Here is a 21,636-nt window from a genome sequence, read left to right as displayed (position 1 = left end):
ATCTATTTTGAAAAGAGTACTCCTTTTTCTGCTTTTGACTGTTGTTTTTACTTCCTGTAAATCGACCTCAAATGCCGTAAGTAAAAACGAAACAAAAAAAGAAAACAGAAATCTTGTCAATAATTTAATTGAAAAAGCAACAGACAATATCGGCGTTCGCTACAAAGCCGGAGGAACCACAAAAAGCGGTTTCGACTGCTCTGGTTTAGTTTACACCACTTTTCAGAGTGAAAATATATCATTACCAAGAGCTTCTTACGAACAGGCAAAAATTGGAAAAGTAATTCCGTTAAATGATGCCAGAAAAGGAGATTTAATTTTCTTTAAAACCAATAAAAGCAGGCAAATTAATCACGTTGGCCTAATCACCGAAGTGAATTCTGATGAGGTAAAATTTGTCCATTCTTCCACTTCAAAAGGTGTAATTATTTCTTCAACCAAAGAACCATATTATAAGAATGCTTTTGAACAGGTCAATAGAATTCTGAATTAAACAATTTCTTAAAATTAATTATTTTTCTTACAAATATTTAATACTTTTAGACCATGAAAGTATTAGATTTTCCGTTAGTTAAAATTACAACTGCATTTATATTTGGCGTTATTACTGCTTACTACCTGCAATTTGACGTTTCATTGACAACTTATGCACTTTGCATATTCTTCGCGCTATTTTGCACGAGTTATATCCTGACTTTAAAAAGTTCCAAAAAGTATTTTCCCTTTTGTTTTTCTGTTTATGCACTATCTTTCATTCTTGGCGTTTTCACACTTTTAAGTCATACAGAAAATCTACAAAAAAATAATTATTCGAATTGTAAGGAGGCATTTGAAAAACCCCAAACTGTAGTTTTATTGCTACGCGAAAAATTAAAAAGCAATGATTATAGCGATCGCTATATGGCTCACATCGAAAGCATTTCGAATCAGAATTTCAAAGGAAAAATAATTGTCAATGTTCAAAAAGACAGTAGCAAAAATCCACTTACAATTGGAAATCGAATTAAAATCCAAACCATTTTACAACATAACAAATCAAACAAAAATCCGAATCAGTTTGATTACAGCCGTTATTTGGCCAATAAACAGATTTTCGCACAAATCTATTGCCAGAAAAGTGAACTTTTGATCAACCAAACTATTAAAAAAGACATTTGGTATTATTGTGCCAAATTGCATTCGAGAATAATTTCGAATCTCGAAAAATCAAAATTCAGTAAATCAGAAATGAATGTTGCCCTTGCTTTAATTTTAGGACAACAACAAGATATTTCGCAGGATATTATTCAGGACTATCAATATTCGGGAGCCACCCATATTCTGTCTGTTTCCGGTCTGCATGTCGGTTTTATAATGCTTTTTATTACTTTCGTTTTAAAACCAATTCCAAACACAAAGAAAGGCTCTTTTTTTAAACTTATATCCATTCTTATTGCTCTTGCCGGATTTGCGATTATTTCAGGACTTTCTCCTTCCGTCTTAAGATCAGTTGTTATGTTTTCTTTTCTTGCAATAGGAAATCATTTGCGCAGAAACGGTAATATCTACCATACTTTATTAGTTTCAATTCTGCTTATATTGCTTTTCGAACCTTATTTTTTATTTGATGTGGGTTTCCAATTAAGCTATTTAGCACTGTTTTTTATCTTATGGCTTCAGCCTCTTTTTAAAAATATCTACAAACCAAAAAACAAATTAACCGTTTATATCTGGGAATCTTTAACCGTTTCGTTTGCTGCTCAAATAGGTACACTTCCTTTATGCTTGTATTATTTTCATCAATTTCCGGGATTGTTCTTCGTTACCAACATCATAATACTTCCTGTTTTATCCTTTATTATGATTGCAGGAATTATTGTCATGATAATTGCGATATTTACCAGTCCGCCATTATTTATTACTATAATTTTCGAAAAGAGTATTTATCTTTTGAACTTAATGATACATGCTGTAGCTTCAATTGAATCATTTGTAATTCGTGATATTAGTTTTAATTCCTATTATTTGTTTACCTTTTATCTTCTTATAATTTCTTCGATTGTATGGATTAAAAAACCGGACTTTCGCAAACTGGCATTGGTATTTAGCTCGATAATTTTAGTACAGCTTTCCTTTATTCTAACTAAAATCCAAATAGAAAGTGAAAAAGAATTAATTGTTTACAACGAAAAAAACAACACACTCATTTCTGAGCGAACCGGAAAAAAAATCACTTTATACACAAGAAATAAGTTTTCAAAAGAAAACAGAAATATAAATTCTTATCTCATTGGAAATTCAGTTTCTCTAAATAAGGTTAAAGACATTAAGAATGTACTTTATTTTAAAGACAAAAAAATTCTAATAATTGACAGTACCAATATTTATCCTGTTAAGTCAAAACCAGACATTTTGATTCTTACCCAAACGACTAAAATAAATCTGGACAGATTGCTACTACACATTCATCCAAAACTAATCATTGCAGATGGCTCAGATACCAATTCCATTCAAAAATTTTGGAAAAACAGTTGTATCAAAAAAAATATCCCTTTTCATTCTACAAAAGAAAAGGGATACTATAAATTGTAATTTTCTATTCCGGATTTAGAATTAAATTAGATTCTGAAATCCATCCTTTAACACCGGACGAAACATAAGAAATGAGTCCCAGTTTATTAAAATTCGTTTTGCCTTTTCGAACAGAAACTTCTGAAAAACAAACCTGAGGAATTTCTTCAATCCCAAAAGCATTTTTTAATCTTAAATTCTGCTCTTTAGTTTGATCAGGAATCGAAAGATCCGAAAGATCTAATTTAACCAGAATAACATTCTTGCGAGACCATTCTTCAAATTCGCGAGTGGAAAAAATTTCGTTCTGAAGCTGAGGATTTACACCCTGTCCAGTAAAAAAAATCAACAGCGGCTTTCTTTTTTCTGCACTTACGGCAACCGCATCATTAATATCAGTTCTCCAGGTTATAGTTTGTGCACTGACAAAGAATGAACTAAAAAACAGTAGTAGGATAAGTAATTTTTGAGGCATAAAATTTGGTTTTGGTTATGTTAATAAAAACTAAAATAGTATAAAAACCGAACCAAACGAATTATTTAACGAATTAATAAACCTCCAAACAGCATTAAAATCAAATTAATAATAATTGGATGTTTTTTTAATAAATGTAAAAAAAACACTAGTTAAAATAATCAAATTCTCGGTTGAAATTTTGATCATAAAAAAATCCCTTTCTGTAAAACAAAAAGGGATTAAAAAAAAATTAAAATAAAAGTTGAATGTACTCTTCTTATTCCACCGGATGCAAAATAGAATTTGACTCTGCAATCCAGGCTTTTGCTCCACCAGGTTTATAGGCAATTTTACCTAAAGCACTGAATGTAGTTTTGTTTTTTCTGACTGATGCCATTGCAAAACAAACTTCCGGAAGATCCTGGACTCCAAATGCATTCTTTAATTTCACGTTTTGTTCGCGATCACTATCAGATGCATTCATGTCTGATAAATCCAATTTTACCAGAACCACGTTATCACGTGACCAAACGGCAAAATCCGGGGTTTTAAAAATTTCGTTTTGAAGATTCTCTGGTACACCTGAGGCAGTGAATAAAATCAACATTGGTTTTTTCTGGTCATTACTTATAGCGATGGCATCTGTCATATTAGTTCGCCAGGCTAAGCTTTGCGCTTGCATCATAAATGAACCTAAAAAAAACAGTAGGATAAGTAGTTTTTTAGTCATATTAATTGGTTTTGGTTAGATTAGCATGACGAAATTAACATTATATTTTAATTTTCCAATTTTTATTGGCTATAAAAATACATTATGTGTTTTTTTATTTGCAATAAAATATAAAATACGTAAAAACACCTGTAATCATTGAAAACTTTTTCCTACTAAACAAAAAAGGCCTCCACATGTGTGGAGGCCTTTTTGTATTTATTTTAATTCTTTTACTTATGATTTTTTAGGATGTACAATTCCTTCTGCTACTGTTAACCAGGCAGAGGGTCCGCCAGCAACATAACCTGTTTTACCCAAACCTTTAAAATTTACTTTTCCGTCTTTAGATTCAGCACTTGTAAAGAAAATAGTTGGAAAACCCTGAATTCCAAAAGCTTGCTGCAATTCATTATTCTGGTTTTTGAGCTCCGGAGTTTGAGGTACAGCTCTTGGATAATCCAACTCTACCAAAACTACATTACCAGATGCCCATTTTTTAAATTCTTCTGTCTTTAAGACTTCATTCTGTAAACGAATACACCAACCACACCAATCACTTCCTGTAAAAAACATCAACATCGGTTTTTGTTCTTTATTACTTACTGTAATCGCTTCTCTAACATCTGTGTACCATTTTAATTCCTGCGCTTTAACATTGACTGCACCGATTAAAAACAAAGTAATAAGTAGTATTTTTTTCATGATGGGGAAATTTTCACAAATTTATACAAAAACTGATTACGATATCATTATTTAACTTCTTGCATCAATTTTTTAATCAGTGGAGAAATTAGAATTAAAATAATTCCTGCGATCAAAGCATAAATTGCTAATTGCTTATAACCATCTGCGTAAACAATTAATTTTTCAATATTCGACGCATGTTCAGAAGCTTCTGCAATATTTGCACCTAATAATCCTGCAAAATACTGCCCATAAGCACTAGCTAAAAACCACATTCCCATTATTACTGCTTGAGTTTTTAGTGGCGAAAGTTTTGTCATTGCTGACATACCTATAGGAGACAAACAAAGTTCTCCAAAAGTAATAATAAACCATCCAAAAGTAAATAACCCTAAAGAAGTTCTACCGCTTTCATCTGCAAAAAACTTGGTATAATAAAATATCCAAAAGCCACCCGCCAGAAACAGAAATGCAAGTCCAAATTTAATAACTGTATTTGGCTCAATTTTTCTTTTAGCCATCCATAACCAAACCAATCCTACTAAAGCAGCAAAAATAATTACAAAAAGAGAATTAGCTGAATTATTAACTCCATTTGGATCCAGTTCAATCCCTAATACTTTGTTTTGCAAATTATTCAGTGCAAACAAACTTAATGATCCCCCACTTTGTTCAAAAAAAGCCCAAAAGAAGATAGAAAATACAATAAACACGAGAGCTGCAATTAATTTTTTAATTTCAGAGGCTTTTAAATTTTTATTTTCACCATGATCTATTCCTTTTTTAAAAAAGAAATAAAAACTAATAAAAGGAATTAATACAGTAAATCTACTTATTCCTAAATCATTACATCTTTTAGCTCCCAAACTAAAAAGTAACCAGCATAGTGGTAAAGTCAAAATCACAAAACCAATGTTTCCAATAAAATAATGTCTTAAAAAAAATAATGGTAAAGCAATACAACTAAAACATAAAAAGTAATAAATCCTAGAAATTTTTCCATTAAATGAAAACATATTAGACTCATCGTTATTACTCAATGAAGACATTTCATAAAATAAATACATCAAAGCAAAAGGACCTATAAGAAACATGAAAACATCTGTATAATCAGTATTAGAAACCATCATCATGATGATAGGAATTATAACTAAAGAACTAACATAAGTAACTATTTCCAATGTACGTCTTTTAGAATTTTCTAAATGCCTCAATGGTGAAACACCAATCGAACCCATACTTTTCTGTGTTTGCGTAAAGGTTAGTAGACTAATAATCATTACAACTGCAGCAAATCCAAAAGCATAATTCCATCTGTAAGAAGCTGGAATTACTGATGTCCATAAAGTCCCATTTGCTACCGCAATACAGATATAACCTCCAATCAGAGCACCCAAATTAACCCCAGCATAAAACAATGAAAAACCTGCATCAACTCTTTGGTCACCTTCCTTATAAAGTTGACCAACCATTGTTGAAATATTTGGCTTAAAAAATCCTGTTCCGATAATAGTAAAACTAATTCCAAAAAAGAAAAAATTCTTAGGATCTATAGATAAAATTACACTCCCTACTATCATTAACAAACCACCCCAAAAAAGTGATTTTCGATAACCCAGAATTTTATCTGCAAACATTCCCCCAACAAATGTAAACGCATAAACGAAGGCTTGTGTTGCACCATACTGCAAATTAGCAACCCTTTCGTTCATTGCCAATTGATTAACCATAAAAACGACTAACATCCCCCTCATTCCATAGAAGCAGAATCGCTCCCACATTTCACTAAAAAACAAATACCATAATTGCTTAGGATACTTTCCTTTAAAATTTTGAATTTGTTCCAAATTTAAATCTTGTTCCATTGTAAACTTTATTAGTAGTAATAAAAAAACATCAACATTAGACAAAATCTAATGTTGATGTTTTTCATCACTTTTATTTTATAAATTACCTAACACCGTGCATCATTTTTTTCAACATTGGAGTCAAAGCAAATAATATAATTGCTGCAATACCAGTAAGAACCACGAAAACCATAAAAAACTCATAAAGGTTATGAATCTCAAATCCAGCAAACTTTGGATAAGAAACTGTTATAACTTTTTGTTCTTTTATAATATCCAATTCTTTTGCAGTAAATGTAGTATCTTTTACAGTAAAATTTGTTTCAAATTTTACATTTTTCTTTTTAGCTATTTCTTTTTGACTTTTAATTTCAGCTATAGTTTCTATCTTTTTTTCTACATCTAAATTAAATTCTTTTGCTTTATCCTTGTCAATTTTAGCAATCTGCAGTTTAGCTAAAGCAAATAATTCTGCCCCATTTGCAACAATTTTATTATCTAATAAGGACTGTAAATCTATATTAACTTTTTCTGCCGCTTTATATTTATCCCCAGTTGGAGGCAAAATTGACCCTAAAGTTCCACCTAAAGCATAACCAGAAGCATTTGATAAAAAGAAAACTCCAAATAACAAAGAAGCAAAACGTTTTGGCGACAATTTACCAACTAATGATAAACCAATTGGAGACAAACATAATTCTGCACATGTATTTAAGAAATACAATAAAATTAACCATTTAACCAATAACAATCCAGAAGTTCCAATGTAAGAAACCTGAGTTGCGATCATAAAGAAACTTACCGTAATAACAACTAAACCAATTGCTAATTTTACTGGCGATATAGGTTCTTTACTTTTCGCTCTTAAGTAGTCCCACAATACACTGAAAGGAACAGCTAATACCACAACAAAAAGGCCATTAAAAATTTGTACCATCGAAGGAGGCATATCCCAAATTCCGAAAAAATTTCTATCTGTTTGATTATTTGCAATAAAAGTTAACGAAGAGCCCGCTTGTTCAAAAGCTGCCCAAAAGAATATAATAAAAAATGAAACAATGTAAATTACATAAATCCTATCTCTTTCAATTTTAGTTAAAGACGAATCAGAGACAATTAATCCCGCTAAAGCCAATCCACTTGAATAAATCAAAGTGTAGATTAAATTTTGTCCAACTACATAGTGAAAAAACAAACCTAAAATAACAAATGCAACTCCAGCTCCTATTAATGATTTAGTAGAGAAATTAGCTTTTTGTGCTTCACCCTCTTCAAAATCATCAGCTAAATTTTTAGAAGGCAAACCTCCTAATGGCCTTCCTTCTGGAGAAACTACATATTTATTTTTTAAAACATAAAAAAGCAAAGTCCCTAAAAGCATTGCTCCTGAGGCCGCCAGAAACCCCCATTTAAAAGCGTGGATATCTCTAACTCCACCTTTATCAACTACATCTCCCAATAGAGGACAAATAGATTGTCCTAAAAAAGCACCGATATTGATTCCCATGTAGAAGATAGTAAATGCAGTATCTAACTTTGTTTTTTCTTGTTTTGGATACAAACTTCCAACCATACTAGAAATATTCGGCTTAAAGAATCCATTACCAAAAACAATCACACCTAATCCGCAATACATTACAGTTTTAGCTAAAGATTGATTCTCGTCAAAAATACTTCCGCTCGTAAACAATAAAAATTGCCCGATAGCCATTAATAACCCTCCTAATAAGATACAATTTCTGTTTCCTAAATAACGATCGGCTACAAAACCTCCAAGCATTGGAGTTAAATAACAAAGACCAAGAAAACCTCCGTAAATTAACGAAGCTTCTTCTTCTTTCATTAATAATGAATTTACAAGAAATAAAGTCAATAAAGCCCGCATTCCATAAAAATTGAACCGCTCCCACATCTCCGTTCCAAACAATACCCAAAGCCCTTTTGGATGCGCAGTTTTTACTTGATTTTCTCCCATATTATTCGCTTATTTAATTAAGTTTAAAAGATTTAGATTATAGATTTTGTTTGATAAAGTTAGTCATTTTATTATATAGCTGAATTCTTGTAGCTCCGCCATAAATACCGTGATTTTTATCCGGATAAATTTGAGAATCAAATTGTTTATTTGCCTGGATTAAAGCTTCCATCATCTGCATTGAATTCTGAACATGAACGTTATCATCTCCTGAACCGTGAATCAATAAAAATTTGCCTTTTAATTTATCAACATGGTTTATTGGTGAGTTTTGATCGTAACCACTTGCATTTTCCTGTGGTGTCTGCATGTATCTTTCTGTGTAAACACTATCATAGAATCTCCAGTTGGTTACCGGCGCAACAGCAATTGCCATTTTGAAAACATCATTCCCTTGGAAGATACAGTTGGAAGCCATGAAACCACCATAACTCCATCCGAAAATTCCAATTCTTGAAGCATCAACATAAGGATAAGAACCTATTACTTTAGCCGCATCGATTTGATCTTCTACCTCATATTTCCCTAATTCTTTTTGAGTCACTTTTTTGAAATCTGCTCCTTTGTATCCAGTTCCTCTTCCGTCAACACACGCTACAATATAACCTTGTTGTGTAAGCGATAAGAACCAATAATCATCAGAGTTGTTCCAGTCGTTGTTTACTTGTTGTGATCCCGGACCAGAATATTGGTACATGAAAACAGGATATTTTTTTGAAGGATCAAAATCTTTTGGTTTTAAAATCCACGCGTTTAATTCGTTTCCTTTTGCCGTTTTTAAAACGAAGAATTCTTTTGCCGGTAAGTTATATCCTTTCAATTTATCAGCAAGTGCCTGATTGTTTTCTATAACCTGAAGCTCTTTTCCTGTTTTAGCCTCATTTAAAGTATAAGTCGTAGGAACTAAATTACTTGAGAAAGTAGTAATAAAATATTGGAAGTTCGGACTAAAAGTTGCCGCGCTTGTTCCAACTTTTGTAGTTAAGCGGGTTTTGTTTTTTCCATCTAAACCAACTCTGTAAATATCTCTGTTGATAGAACCATTTTCTGTAGATTGATAGAAAATAGTTTTTGTTTTTTCGTCGAAACCGTAGTATGAAACCACTTCCCAGTTTCCTTTTGTAACCTGAGTTTTAAGTTTTCCTGTTTTATCATATAAATAAATATGATTGAAACCATCTTTTTCGCTAGTCCAGATAAAACTATTGTCTTTTAAGAAAGTTAGATTATCTGTTACATCTACATAAGCTTTGTCTTTTTCATTTAAGACTACTTTTGCTGTTGCTGTATTTCCATCAACAAATAATAAATCTAAATTATCCTGATGACGGTTTAAAACCTGTGCAGAAAGTACATTTGCATCATTTGTCCATTGTAATCTTGCAATGTAGAAATCATTATACTTACTTAAATCGACTTTTTTAGTTGCTCCTGCCGCTACATCATAGATATGTAATGAAACTTCTGAGTTTTTCTCTCCTGCTTTAGGATATTTAAAAGTCTCAATTGTTGGATACAAATCCTTATGAAACATTGACATTGAAAACTCCGGAACCTGACTTTCGTCAAAACGAATATAGGCTACTTTTTTACTGTCTTTGCTCCAGTCAAAAGCACGAACAAAAGCAAATTCTTCTTCATAAACCCAGTCCGTAATACCGTTTATTACAGCATTCTTTTTACCATCAGTTGTAATTGGAGTAGATTTTTTTGAAGCTATATCATACACATATAAATTATTTTCTCTAGCGTAAGCGATTTTTGTTCCGTCAGGAGAAAAAGTTGGCTCCTGAATCTGAAAATCAAAAAGCTTTGTCAAAGATTTTGAAGCGATGTCATACAAATAATAATCTGCAGTAAATGAGTGGCGGAAAATTTGATTGGTATTGCATGCAATTAAAATTTTCTTTTCGGATGCATCAAAAATATAGCTGTCAATTCCTTCTGAAAGCGCTGCGTGATTTTTTGTATCAATTAAATTAGAAACCTTTTTTAAAGTTGCAAAATCATATAAATCAATCTGCATGCTTCTGCTTGCTCTATCCACATTCAATACAGTATATTGGTCTGTATTTTTCAAAGATTGCAATTCATCCATTCCTTTTGCACGAAATGCCCCGCTATAAATATTTTCGATAGTGATTTTTTGTTGACCAAAAACAGTCGCAACCAGAAATAAAAGTATTACAGTAATTTTACTTGTACTCATTACAATTAATTTAAATATAAAAAAGAGCCCAATTTTAGTAAAAAAAATAAACATAATACACATTTTAAGTGTTAAATGTTAAAAAAAATAACGATTGCGTAGTTCTCATTTTTAAAATACATTTTAAACAAAACTCTTAAAATGGTATATTTGCAGCAACATTATTATTTAATATACTGAGAATGAACAACGCTGTTGCCGGATTTTCTAAATTATCCAAAAAAGAAAAAATCAACTGGATTGCAAATGAATATTTTTCGAACCCCGATGAGGCTCAAAATATTATAAGAAATTACTGGAATTCAGACGAAAAGCTTCAGCAACTGCATGATGAATTTATCGAAAACACCATTACAAACCTCTATATCCCACTTGGAGTTGCCCCGAACTTTTTAATCAACGGAAAATACAAAACCATTCCAATGGCTATTGAAGAAAGTTCTGTTGTAGCAGCAGCTTCAAAAGCAGCCAAATACTGGTCTACACGAGGCGGTTTTAAAACAACAATCATCAATACCGAAAAAATCGGACAAGTTCATTTTACCTATAATGGAGATGCAGAAAAATTAAAGACTTTTTTCGACGAAATAAAACCTAAATTCTTCTCAGAAACCCAAAGCATTACCAAAAATATGCAGCAGCGTGGCGGCGGTATTCTGGATGTTAAATTAAAAGACAAAAGAAGTTTACTTGAAAACTATTATCAGCTTCATGCTACTTTTGAAACGAAAGACAGCATGGGGGCCAATTTCATCAATTCGTGTTTAGAACAATTTGCTTCGACATTAAAAGAAGAAGCTCTAAACTCCGATTTACTAAAAAATGACGAAAAGCTGGAAGTCATTATGAGCATTTTGTCTAATTATGTTCCAAACTGTCTTGTCAGAGCTGAAGTTTCGTGTCCAATCGACGAATTAGCTGAAAAACACATCACCAATCCGCAGGAATTTGCCGAGCGTTTTGTACAAGCTGTGCAAATCGCCGAAGTCGAACCTTTTAGAGCAGTTACTCATAATAAAGGGATCATGAATGGCGTAGATGCTGTAATTTTGGCAACCGGAAATGATTTTAGAGCCGTTGAAGCCGGTGTTCACGCTTATGCTTCTAAAAACGGACAATATGCAAGCTTATCTCATGCTAAAATTGAAAACGGCATTCTTACTTTCTGGCTGGAAATTCCATTAGCATTAGGAACAGTTGGAGGTTTAACTTCATTACACCCTTTAGTAAAATTGTGTTTAGATATTTTAGAAAATCCTTCTGCACAAGAATTAATGGAGATTGTAGCCGTTGCGGGGTTAGCGCAAAATTTTGCTGCTTTACGTTCCTTAACAACCACCGGAATTCAGGAAGGACATATGAAAATGCACCTGAACAACATCATCAATCAATTTGAGGCTACCAACGAAGAGCGTCATTTAATTAAGACCCATTTTAAGAAAACAGCCGTTTCTCACAGTGCTGTGGTAGATTTTATTGAAAACTTAAGAAAACAAAATAAATAAAAATTCCAAAAATTATAATCTTTAAATAAAATTTCAAATTCCAGTTATGATGGAATTTGGGTTTTAAGTATTGGAATTTGTTTTAAAATTGAAGCATGAAGAAAACATTTTATAGTAACGGAAAACTTTTTATTGCTGGAGAATATCTGGTTTTAGATGGAGCTGATGCCTTTGCATTACCAACAAAATTCGGTCAGGATCTGGTAATTGAAAACGGAAACAATACCGAAATCGAATGGAAAAGCTACGATTATGACAAGCATTTATGGTTTGAAGAAACCATTTCATTTGATGAGTTCGTAAACAGACCGGAAATAAAAGTTGAAACTGTAAAATCTACTTTAATTGACATTCTTCATGAAGCTTATATTTTAAATCCAAAATTTATAGATAATTCTAACGGATTTAAAATTAACACCCATTTATCCTTTCCAAGAAATTGGGGATTAGGAACTTCTTCAACACTGATAAACAATATTGCACAATGGGCAGAGGTTAATGCTTTTACTTTATTAAATAATAGTTTTGGAGGAAGCGGTTATGATATTGCGTGCGCACAAAACAATACACCGGTTATTTATCAAATTAAAAACAACATTGTAAAACCAGTTGAATTTAATCCTGATTATAAAGACCATATCTATTTTGTCTATCTAAATAAGAAACAAAACAGCAAATCTGCTATTTACGCTTACAACAACAATAAGAATCATCATTTAGCACGAAGCGTTGCAGAAAACAACAAAATTACCAATGCTATTCTTCACGCTAAAACATTAAAAGAATTTGCATCGGCTGTACAGAGACACGAAATTCATTTAAGTAACATTCTGGAAATGCAAACTATCAAAGAAGCGATTTTTCCTGATTTTAATGGGGTAATTAAAAGTCTTGGAGCCTGGGGAGGTGACTTTGTAATGGTAGTTTCTCAAGAAAATCCGAAAGAATATTTTAACAACAAGGGTTACGAAACCATTCTGACTTACGAGGAAATGATTTTGTGACACTATAAGATACAAGAAGGACAGCTAATAATTTACCTTCTTATTGTTTCTGTCTGATTTTGTTTCTAGTCGGCGAACAGATTTGCTTTCTTGTTCGTTAGACTCGATAAGTCTATTATGCAGACGCTCAGCCATTTTTTCTATACTATTTGTAATAGAATCATAAACCACTTCCATTCTGCGGTGTTTTTCTTCTTTTACAGCTCGTAAAACATCCTCCACAAAGAATTTATCATATTTCTCTGCTACAGAATCGTGTGTATTTGTTAATCGGATGACGTAATCATTACTTAGGATTGTAACTTTAAAATGCTGTTCTTCGTTACTCAAATAATATTTACCACCCAACTCATCTACGTTGATGTCGGTGCTTGCAACTTTTAAAAGCTCCGTAATGATTCCAAAAATATGGCTTTCAATTTTGGTATAAACTCTCGGCTTCTTTTTAAAAATTTTTAAAATAGAAAACATTAAATGTTTGATGTTAAGGTATTTGATTTTGGGTCCTGTTTTTTGAATTTATTCTAACATTTTGGAAATCAGAAAGAAATGTTAAAATAAAAATTCGGACAAATTAACTGTAATAATTTGAATATCACAAATTTTTGATATTAAATTTCGATTATTCCTATATACATTTAGAAAATTAACAAAAAAATATTACAAAATTTAATTATAGAATTTACAGCAAAAAGAAAAGCCCGAAACATCTAAGATGTTTCGGGCTTGTATGATAATTAATTACCTGTTCTTAGTAATTGAACTGTAATCTGTTGTCTTCGATTTTTGCATTGTTTTTCAATGCAGGTAATACTCTGCTAGCATCATTAGCGCTTTGAGCTTTTACTTTCTCTACATAAGCAGCGTGATTAGCAATTGCAGGAGCTTTCACAGTTTTAATGTTTTTCACTACATAAACTCCAGTATTTCCTTCAATTGGAGCAGAGATTTTGTTTGCAGTTAAAGCAAATGCATTACCCACAACTCTTGGCTCTTGCCCAACTCCACCTGGTAAAACCGGGTTATCTAAAGTTACATCTGTAGCTTGCTGAACAGCAACTCCTGCCGCTTTAGCAACAGCTTCAATGCTTGATCCTGTCATTTTAGCTTTTAACAATTCTGCTTTTTTCTTGTTTTTCAGGATTGGCTCAACATAAGGTCTTGCCATATCAACAGAAACTAAACCTGATTTGTTTTCTCCTTTATATTGAGCAATAACATGTCCAATATTAGCGATTTCGAAACGTTTAACATCTCCTTTACCTGTTTCTTTATCAAATGCCCATCTTACAATGTTACGTTGGTTTCCTAATGGACCAAACGCCTCATCCATAGCTTTAGCATTTACAACCGGAGCAACTTTTAAGCCTAATGCTTTAGCTGCTGCATTAAAATCTTTGTCAGCTGCGTCCATTTCGAATTTAGTTGCCAAAGTAAATACTTTATCAGAAGTAGCTTCAGATGGCTCAATTTTCTGAGCGATTGTAGCTAAACGAATTCCGTCTTGTTTGTCTGTAATTTTGATTACGTGAAATCCGAAAGGAGTTTCAACTAAACCAACTTTTCCAATTCCGTTGTTGAATACAAAATCATTGAATGGTTTAACCATTTGTCCCTGACCAAAATATCCTAAATCACCACCTTGCTGAGCAGATGAATCATCAGAACTCGTGAAAGCCAACATCATAAAACTATCCGGATTAGCCTGAACCTGAGCTAAAATTTCTTCAGCTTTAGCCTTAGCTTCTTCTTTAGTTCTTTTTTCTTTTTGGTTTGGTGTCTGAGATCCTTCGTAACCAATTAAGATATGACTCGCTTTTGCATTAACACCAGCTTTAAATCCTAAAGATTTAGAAATTGCATAATATCTTCCGTACACATATGGTCCGTAAATTGCTCCCGCAGGTAAGCTGAATAATTTATCAGCATCTACAGCAGGAAGGTTATTTTTAGCCACATAAGTTGAATCGTAAGGAACATCAGAATTTGCATTTACAAATTCAGCAATGTTTGTTGCATTTCTAAATCCTGGCAATGTATCGTTTTTACCCGTTTTTGCATTGTAAACAACACTTCCTGATAACAATGCAGTTAATTTAGCTTTAATTTCAGCCTCATCTTCTTTAGAAGCTTTGTCTTCTACTAAAACATATTGAATTTCACGAGTTGCATCCGCTTTGAATTTTTTCTCGTTTTTCTTCATATAATCTACGATATCAGAATCAGAAATTTTTACTTCACTGTCTTTAATAGAAGAATAAGGAGCTGCAGCATAAGCAAAGCTTACTTTGTTTGCTTCCATTTCATACTTCAGTTTTCCTTCACTAGCAGTTGTGTAAAGTCCTGACTTAATTAAAGTATTATAGATTTGAAATTTAGCATTCAATTCAGCATCTTTCTCTTTTTGAGCGATGTATTCTTTTGCTTCCGGATTTGAGCTGAAGTAATCTTTAAACTTAACTTCATCAAATAATCCTGCTGCATTTAAGAACATTGGGTTTTTACCAATATTTGGATCTGATTTTAAAACCTCAAGTAAGTGTTTCTGACCTACTCTTAATCCTAATTTTTCAAATTGAGATGACAATAAAGCGATTGAAACTTCTTGATCCCAAACTCTGTTTGCAGCTTCAGTGGAAGTTATACCCTGCCCACTTTTTTCAACATTACTAACTTTAATTCTAAAGTCTTCAAATGAAATATCTTTTCCATCGATGCTTCCTACATCTTTTGAACTTTGACTAAATGTTCCCTTACCGATTAAGTCTTGTATTATAAATGCAAATAATGCAAGTGCAATAACTCCTATCAATAAAGCGGAACGCTGTCTAATTTTTGCTAAAACTGCCATTTTATTATCGTTAATTTTATATTCAGTTTGCGAAAATACAATTATCTAGTTAATAACAATACAACTAGCGTTTTATTTTCAACTTTTTTTTTCATTAATTTAAAAAATCAATCTTTAATTGTCAATTTGACCAGTTCTATTTTCTTATTTGACGCCTCTTTTATTAGAAAATGATACTTATCAATTACAATCCTGTCACCCTTTTGTGGAATTTCTTTGGTATGATTTACAATAAAACCACCTAGCGTACCGTAAGAATCTTCTTCAGGAATCATCAACTTATACGTTTCATTTAAATACTCCACATCTAATCTTGTAGAAAACAAATATTTACCTTCACTTATCACTTCTTCGATTAATTCTTCGTCCAGATCATGTTCGTCTTCAATTTCTCCAAAAAGCTCTTCTACAATATCTTCGATTGTAATAATTCCGGAAGTTCCTCCATATTCATCCAGAACGACCGCAACATTTTTACGCTTTTTAATCAACAAATTGAGAACATCTTTTATCAGAATGGTTTCGGGAACAAATTCCACAGTCATTAAAACCGATTTTATTGTCGATGGTTTTTTAAACAAATCAAACGAATGCACATAACCCACAATATCATCTAAAGAATTTTGGCTTATAATTATTTTAGAATATCCCGTTTCAATAAACATTGCTTTAAGATCATCAACAGTATCAAAAAGATCCATGTCAACAATTTCGGTTCGCGGTGTCATAATATCACGCGCTTTCACGCCCGAAAATTCTAATGCATTTTGAAAAATCTGAATTTCAGAGTCTACTTCTTCATCTTCCTCAACAGTACTCATCTGCTCTGTAATATAGTTTCCGAGTTCAATCCTGCTGAACAAATGAATCTGACTTCCTTCTAACTTAAAAAATTTACTCAGTACAAAATCAGCAATCCAAATAAAGAAAGAGGAGACATAATAAAATAATCTATAAAACAGATAGGCAGGAAAAGCCAGAATTTTAATTAATGAATTAGCGTAGATTTGAAAGAATACTTTTGGAAAAAATTCTGAAGTCAATAAAACGATAAAAGCGGCAAGAAGTGTTTGAATGAGAACATCCCACCAATCCGGAACAAACAAACCAAGATGATTCATCCAATTCAGAATTACATCACCCATAAAAAAACCGTAAATCACCAAAGCCACATTGTTACCAATAAGCATGGCCGCAATAAATTTGGATGGATTTTCGGTAAGTTTGGTTAAGATCCGAGACAAGAAATCGTCTTGCTTCTTTTCTATTTCAAGATAAATTTTGTTTGCGGAAATAAAAGCGATTTCCATTCCAGAAAAAAAGGCAGCTAGTATTAAACATATTATTATAATACTAATTTCCATTTTTACTGATTTTTGTTACGATCATTATGCTTATTGATAAATCGCCTTCTAAAGAAAAACATAAAAGCCGACATTCCTGCAATTACAAAATAAAAAGGATAACTTTCATCGCCTTCATTTAGTTTCACTATAGCATCGTAAGCAAAGAAAAGTGCTATTATGATGTAAACGTATTGTGTATATTTTAAATAACCCATAATCTTATTTTATTCTTCATCGGATTCAATTTCACCGCTTATACGCTGTGAATTAATCACTTTAAAATCTTTACTGAAATCTATACCCTGACCATGAGATATCCCTTTGGCATCTGTGAGTTTGAATTTTCTCTCTGTATAAAACCATTCATTTTTCTGATCGAAGTACAATTGTTCTGTTTCCAAAACCTGTCCTGCTTCTGAGGTAATTTTTACTTTTCCAATCAGATCAATTATCTGTGTAGCTTTATACGAAACCGCATAATTTGCTTTTATAAAAGTACGTTTTTGTTTTTTATCGTATAAAGTAACGTCTATTCCTTTTGGAAATTCTGTAAAAGGAAATTCAAGATTAGAATAATCCAGCATTTTAGGACTTATCAAAACACCTGTTATACGTCCTGAATCGGTGTACTTAATATTAATTGTATCTGCATCACTCCCTGGAACAAATTCAGAAAAGTTAATTTTCTGAACTTCTTTAAAATTACTTTCGCATCCAAAAAATAGTGTCACAGTAAAAACTGTGACAACTAGCAGACTATATCTCTTTGGTAAATTCATTTGCCAAATGTAGTAAATTGTAATGAGCTTGTAAAAGATAAAATATTATGTTTATTGGAATTTGCTCTTCACAAACCATTTGTCGTTGAAAGAAAAACTTAAACTAAAATTCACATAGTTTTCCTGTACTAAATTAGAAGAAACAGTTCCTCGTTTTCCAAATTCGATTCCAAAATTTACATTTGAAAAAGATTGCGGAATAGGAACTCCAACTCCAAGCGACATTCCAACATCTTTAATCGATTCGTTATTCACTATTAAACCGATTTTTTCATATTTCAAACCTGCTCTATAAGTAATTCTGCTCATATAACTTGTAAATGAATTATAGTTTGGAAGGTAATATCCTCCAAGAGCAAATTTTGAATATTTTTCGTAGCTTATATTATCAGCTGTATTATAAAAGTTTCTTAATTGTCCTTCTCCCTGAAAAGTCATATTAGCTCCAATAAGCCATTTTCTAGCTTCACCAACACCTAAACCAATACTTAACTTGTTAGGCAACTTTAACTCCGTTGGCTCCACATCAGCCACATAAGGATCCGGATCACCCTGAACTGATATAACTCTTGTATTATCTGAATTTAAATTACTTGCAAACGAATAACTCAAACTAGAAAACATACTAATTTTTTTATAGATTTTTCTTTGATACATGGTACCAAAACTAAAAGCCATACCAGATATCTCAGATGTATTTACCTCTGCCGTACCATTTTGAACTCCTGTTACAGCTTCTACACTAGTTGTGGTGATTTTACCAAAATTATATTGTGCATCCGCCCCAATATTCCAGCCTTTTGTGATTTTATATCCTAAACCAAAGTATACTTTATTTACACCACCTTTTCCATCAAGCTGAGAACTCGTTGCCCCTTCGGTAGCTGAATTATCATTACGAATTTTATACCCCACAGAACTTACAGGAATTAAACCAAAAGAAGCACCAAATTTCCCCATCGGAATTCCTAATGCCAAATAATCAAAAGTACTACGTTGCGCTTTTTCTGACTGTGTACTTGTTTTTAAATTAGAAGTTGCGAAAGTACCTCCAACTGTAAAAGTTGTTTGTATCAAACTGGCGTAACTAGCAGGATTTTCCAAATTTAAATGAATTGTGTCCTGCTCTACTGCAACCCCGGCCATTGATCTGTTTTCAAGAGTTCCCTTGAATCTCACGTCTCCTATCCCGAAAAAAGAATATGGAGAAGCAGTACCTTGTTGCGCGAATGAAACGAACGATATAAGCAAACAAGCGCTTAGTATTACTTTTTTAATCATTGTCGATTTTATATTGATATGTTTGGTTCAAACTCTCCAGAAGGAAATTTGAATTGGCAAATATGGTATTTTTTAATCGTTTAGCCAAAAAATCTGCATCGCCTCCCGTTAAAATTATGATAAAATTTGAAAAGTCTCTGCGATAATCATCGATAAAACCGTCAATCTCATAGACGAAACCGTTGACAACACCAGAGTGCATCGCTTGTGCCGTCGAGTTTCCAATGTAGGACTCAGGCACTTCCAATGTAAGCAAAGGCAGTCTGGCAGTGTAATTATGCATCGATTCATATCGCAAACGAAGTCCCGGAGAAATCGCTCCTCCTAAATAATTGTCTTTTTCGTCGATAAAATCGTAGGTAATACAAGTCCCGGCATCAATAACCAACCGGTTTTGTTTTGGAAATTTTAACGTTGCTCCTGCTGCTAAAACCATACGGTCTATTCCTAAAGTTTTTGGAGTTGCATATTTATTATGGAACGGAAAAATATCTTCATGTGTAAAGAAATGTACTTTTAGTTGTTTTTCGAATGTTAAAAAAGCTTGTTTTTCGATATTTCCGACTGAAGCAACGACCAAATCGGAACAATTTGGAAACTTTTTTAAAATTTTTTCAATTTTTTCTACCAGTTCTTTTTTCTCAAAAATGAAATTTTCCAAAGTAGTATCCTCCTCAAAGACAGCCGCTTTAATTCGAGTGTTTCCGACATCAATAGTTAAAACCATTTTTCTTTTTTGTTTTTGCGAAGATACGAATTGATTTTTTTTCTAAAATGTTTTGGAGAAACGGAAAATGATTCTATCTTTGCACCCGCAATCCGCATAAGACGGTACCTTAGCTCAGATGGTAGAGCAATGGACTGAAAATCCATGTGTCCCTGGTTCGATCCCTGGAGGTACCACGAAACCCGAATAGAAATATTCGGGTTTTTTGTTTTTTATACTTTTCTGTTTTTTTTAACCGCAAAGGACGCCAAAGGGGCTCAATCTCAAAACCTGGGGAGAAAATAAATAATAAATTCTGATCTTTGAAAAAAAAAAAAAAAAAAGAATTGGAATCCTATATAGAGTTATTGAAATTGATTTTGCCTGAGTTTTTAATTGAAAATTTTAATCTGGCTTCATTTAAAAATTCAGAAGAAAAACTGCATTTATATTTTGAAGAGAAAGCCAGTGCCCCAAGTGAATTTTCTTCTATTGAATTGGTTTCCAAAGGTTTTTTAGATGAGATTACTATTCAGGATTTTCCTCTAAGGGGTAAGTTTGTTTATCTGCATATTAAAAGACGCCGCTGGACCAATAAAACTAACGGAGAAATAGTAAAAAGAGATTGGACTTTAGTGGCTAAAGGAACCCGCATGACTCAGGAGTTTGCGACTTTTTTAAAAGAGATTAATAGATAACAGCGCTACAGATTGCCATACTATTGGAGGCTTTTTCGGAGTTAAGGGAAAGAAACTTCAAAGGCAGTATAAAAACCACTTAAGCTCCTTTAATAACTGGCCTGTACGAGAACACGCACATCAATGGATTGTCTACCCCGAAAATATGGGTACTCATTTATCAATTGACGAAGTGGCTCTGTCCCAGGGAGAACTTTATACTATTGTCACCAATAAGAAATTCAAAGGCCGAAAAGGTTCTTTGGTGGCAATCATTGCGGGAACAAAAGCGGATAAGGTCATAGAACACATCTGTAAAATTGATTATAAAAAGAGAGCTTTTGTCAAGGAAATAACACTTGATATGGCTAATTCTATGAAATTGATCTCAAAAAAATGCTTTCCTAAAGCCATACAGGTTACCGACAGGTTCCACGTCCAGAAATTAGCCTTGGAAGCGTTACAGGAAATTAGAATCAAGCATCGATGGGAGGCCATGGACTTTGAAAATCAATTAATACTGCAGGCAAAATCAGAAAATAAAACCTATATACAACAGCTTTTGCCTAACGGAGATTCTATAAAACAATTATTGGCAAGAAGCAGATACCTGCTTTATAAATCCCGTGAAAAATGGACTGACAGCCAAAGAGAGAGGGCGCAGATTATTTTTGAATTATACCCGGACATAAAGACTGCTTATAATCTAAACCAGCAGCTTCGAAGCATTTACAACAACAACAATGACAAGCATATTGCCATGACAAAACTGGCGCATTGGTACAGAAATGTAGAAGAATCAGGTTTTAAAAACTTCAATATTCTGCTCAATACTATAACTGTTAATTACCAGTCAATTTTAAACTATTTTGACAACAGGAGTACAAATGCTTCTGCGGAATCCTTTAACGCAAAAATAAAAGCATTTAGAGCTCAGTTTAGAGGAGTAAGGAAAATAGATTTTTTCCTCTTCAGATTATCGAATCTTTTTGCTTAATCCCCAACTTTTGAACCTGATCCGCCAAAGGCCGCAAGGGTTTACGCAAAGGTCGC

Annotated in this window: 19 protein-coding genes and 1 tRNA gene; 7 read left to right on the top strand and 13 right to left on the bottom strand. The window is 32.7% G+C overall.

Annotation, left to right across the window (positions count from 1 at the left end):
- The first annotated feature begins 7 nt into the window (after positions 1-7).
- The gene (locus HYN56_RS07400; protein WP_109191591.1) at positions 8-493 is read left to right on the top strand and encodes a C40 family peptidase; all 486 of its coding nucleotides are present in this window, start codon (positions 8-10) and stop codon (positions 491-493) included.
- A 53-nt stretch (positions 494-546) separates the two neighbouring features.
- Positions 547-2,571, top strand: coding sequence for a ComEC/Rec2 family competence protein (locus HYN56_RS07395; RefSeq protein WP_109191590.1), 2,025 nt, complete (start codon positions 547-549; stop codon positions 2,569-2,571).
- Between the two features lie 4 nt (positions 2,572-2,575).
- Here HYN56_RS07395 and HYN56_RS07390 read toward each other — a convergent pair whose 3' ends face one another.
- The 6 genes from HYN56_RS07390 to HYN56_RS07365 all read right to left on the bottom strand — a co-directional run bounded on the left by HYN56_RS07390 (position 2,576) and on the right by HYN56_RS07365 (position 10,434).
- Positions 2,576-3,025, bottom strand: a complete 450-nt coding sequence (locus tag HYN56_RS07390; RefSeq protein ID WP_109191589.1) for a thioredoxin domain-containing protein — start codon at positions 3,023-3,025, stop codon at positions 2,576-2,578.
- 259 nt (positions 3,026-3,284) lie between these two features.
- Positions 3,285-3,737: a thioredoxin domain-containing protein gene (locus tag HYN56_RS07385; RefSeq protein ID WP_109191588.1), complete on the bottom strand. Its 453-nt coding sequence runs from the start codon at positions 3,735-3,737 to the stop codon at positions 3,285-3,287.
- A 216-nt stretch (positions 3,738-3,953) separates the two neighbouring features.
- Positions 3,954-4,421, bottom strand: a complete 468-nt coding sequence (locus tag HYN56_RS07380) for a thioredoxin family protein (RefSeq protein ID WP_109191587.1) — start codon at positions 4,419-4,421, stop codon at positions 3,954-3,956.
- Between the two features lie 47 nt (positions 4,422-4,468).
- Entirely contained in the window at positions 4,469-6,268 is a 1,800-nt protein-coding gene (locus tag HYN56_RS07375; RefSeq protein WP_109191586.1) for an oligopeptide:H+ symporter, read from the bottom strand.
- Positions 6,269-6,353: 85 nt separating this feature from the next.
- Positions 6,354-8,225: a peptide MFS transporter gene (locus tag HYN56_RS07370; RefSeq protein WP_240622668.1), complete on the bottom strand. Its 1,872-nt coding sequence runs from the start codon at positions 8,223-8,225 to the stop codon at positions 6,354-6,356.
- Positions 8,226-8,262: 37 nt separating this feature from the next.
- Positions 8,263-10,434 (bottom strand): S9 family peptidase, encoded by a 2,172-nt coding sequence (locus HYN56_RS07365; RefSeq protein ID WP_109194743.1) that lies wholly within the window; start codon positions 10,432-10,434, stop codon positions 8,263-8,265.
- Between the two features lie 182 nt (positions 10,435-10,616).
- Here HYN56_RS07365 and HYN56_RS07360 point away from each other — a divergent pair, with 182 nt between their 5' ends.
- Positions 10,617-11,939, top strand: coding sequence for a hydroxymethylglutaryl-CoA reductase, degradative (locus HYN56_RS07360; protein WP_109191585.1), 1,323 nt, complete (start codon positions 10,617-10,619; stop codon positions 11,937-11,939).
- A 95-nt stretch (positions 11,940-12,034) separates the two neighbouring features.
- A complete protein-coding gene (locus HYN56_RS07355; protein ID WP_109191584.1) occupies positions 12,035-12,943 on the top strand; it encodes a GYDIA family GHMP kinase in 909 nt (302 codons plus the stop codon).
- Between the two features lie 24 nt (positions 12,944-12,967).
- On the opposite strand, the gene HYN56_RS07350 is transcribed toward HYN56_RS07355, so the two are convergent.
- The 7 genes from HYN56_RS07350 to HYN56_RS07320 form a co-directional block, all read right to left on the bottom strand.
- Entirely contained in the window at positions 12,968-13,414 is a 447-nt protein-coding gene (locus tag HYN56_RS07350) for a hypothetical protein (protein ID WP_109191583.1), read from the bottom strand.
- A 280-nt stretch (positions 13,415-13,694) separates the two neighbouring features.
- Positions 13,695-15,794: a peptidylprolyl isomerase gene (locus HYN56_RS07345; RefSeq protein WP_109191582.1), complete on the bottom strand. Its 2,100-nt coding sequence runs from the start codon at positions 15,792-15,794 to the stop codon at positions 13,695-13,697.
- A gap of 107 nt (positions 15,795-15,901) precedes the next feature.
- The gene (locus HYN56_RS07340) at positions 15,902-17,158 is read right to left on the bottom strand and encodes a hemolysin family protein (RefSeq protein WP_109191581.1); all 1,257 of its coding nucleotides are present in this window, start codon (positions 17,156-17,158) and stop codon (positions 15,902-15,904) included.
- Positions 17,159-17,160: 2 nt separating this feature from the next.
- Positions 17,161-17,355, bottom strand: a complete 195-nt coding sequence (locus tag HYN56_RS07335; RefSeq protein WP_109191580.1) for a hypothetical protein — start codon at positions 17,353-17,355, stop codon at positions 17,161-17,163.
- Between the two features lie 9 nt (positions 17,356-17,364).
- Positions 17,365-17,919 (bottom strand): LPS export ABC transporter periplasmic protein LptC, encoded by a 555-nt coding sequence (lptC, locus tag HYN56_RS07330; RefSeq protein WP_109191579.1) that lies wholly within the window; start codon positions 17,917-17,919, stop codon positions 17,365-17,367.
- A 51-nt stretch (positions 17,920-17,970) separates the two neighbouring features.
- A complete protein-coding gene (locus HYN56_RS07325) occupies positions 17,971-19,200 on the bottom strand; it encodes a hypothetical protein (protein ID WP_109191578.1) in 1,230 nt (409 codons plus the stop codon).
- Positions 19,193-19,927, bottom strand: a complete 735-nt coding sequence (locus HYN56_RS07320; protein ID WP_109191577.1) for a type III pantothenate kinase — start codon at positions 19,925-19,927, stop codon at positions 19,193-19,195. Before HYN56_RS07320 ends, HYN56_RS07325 begins: the two co-directional genes overlap by 8 nt.
- A gap of 103 nt (positions 19,928-20,030) precedes the next feature.
- Here HYN56_RS07320 and HYN56_RS07315 point away from each other — a divergent pair.
- The 3 genes from HYN56_RS07315 (at position 20,031) to HYN56_RS07305 (ending at position 21,580) form a co-directional block, all read left to right on the top strand.
- A tRNA-Phe gene (locus HYN56_RS07315) sits at positions 20,031-20,103 on the top strand.
- Positions 20,104-20,229: 126 nt separating this feature from the next.
- A complete protein-coding gene (locus tag HYN56_RS07310) occupies positions 20,230-20,604 on the top strand; it encodes an ISAon1 family transposase N-terminal region protein (RefSeq protein WP_240622667.1) in 375 nt (124 codons plus the stop codon).
- The gene (locus HYN56_RS07305) at positions 20,597-21,580 is read left to right on the top strand and encodes an ISAon1 family transposase (RefSeq protein ID WP_109191576.1); all 984 of its coding nucleotides are present in this window, start codon (positions 20,597-20,599) and stop codon (positions 21,578-21,580) included. Before HYN56_RS07310 ends, HYN56_RS07305 begins: the two co-directional genes overlap by 8 nt.
- Positions 21,581-21,636 lie beyond the last annotated feature (56 nt).

This window comes from Flavobacterium crocinum (genome assembly GCF_003122385.1).
GTDB lineage: Bacteria > Bacteroidota > Bacteroidia > Flavobacteriales > Flavobacteriaceae > Flavobacterium > Flavobacterium crocinum.
Note: the sequence above shows the minus strand (reverse complement) of the source record. Positions and strands in the feature narration are given on the sequence as shown.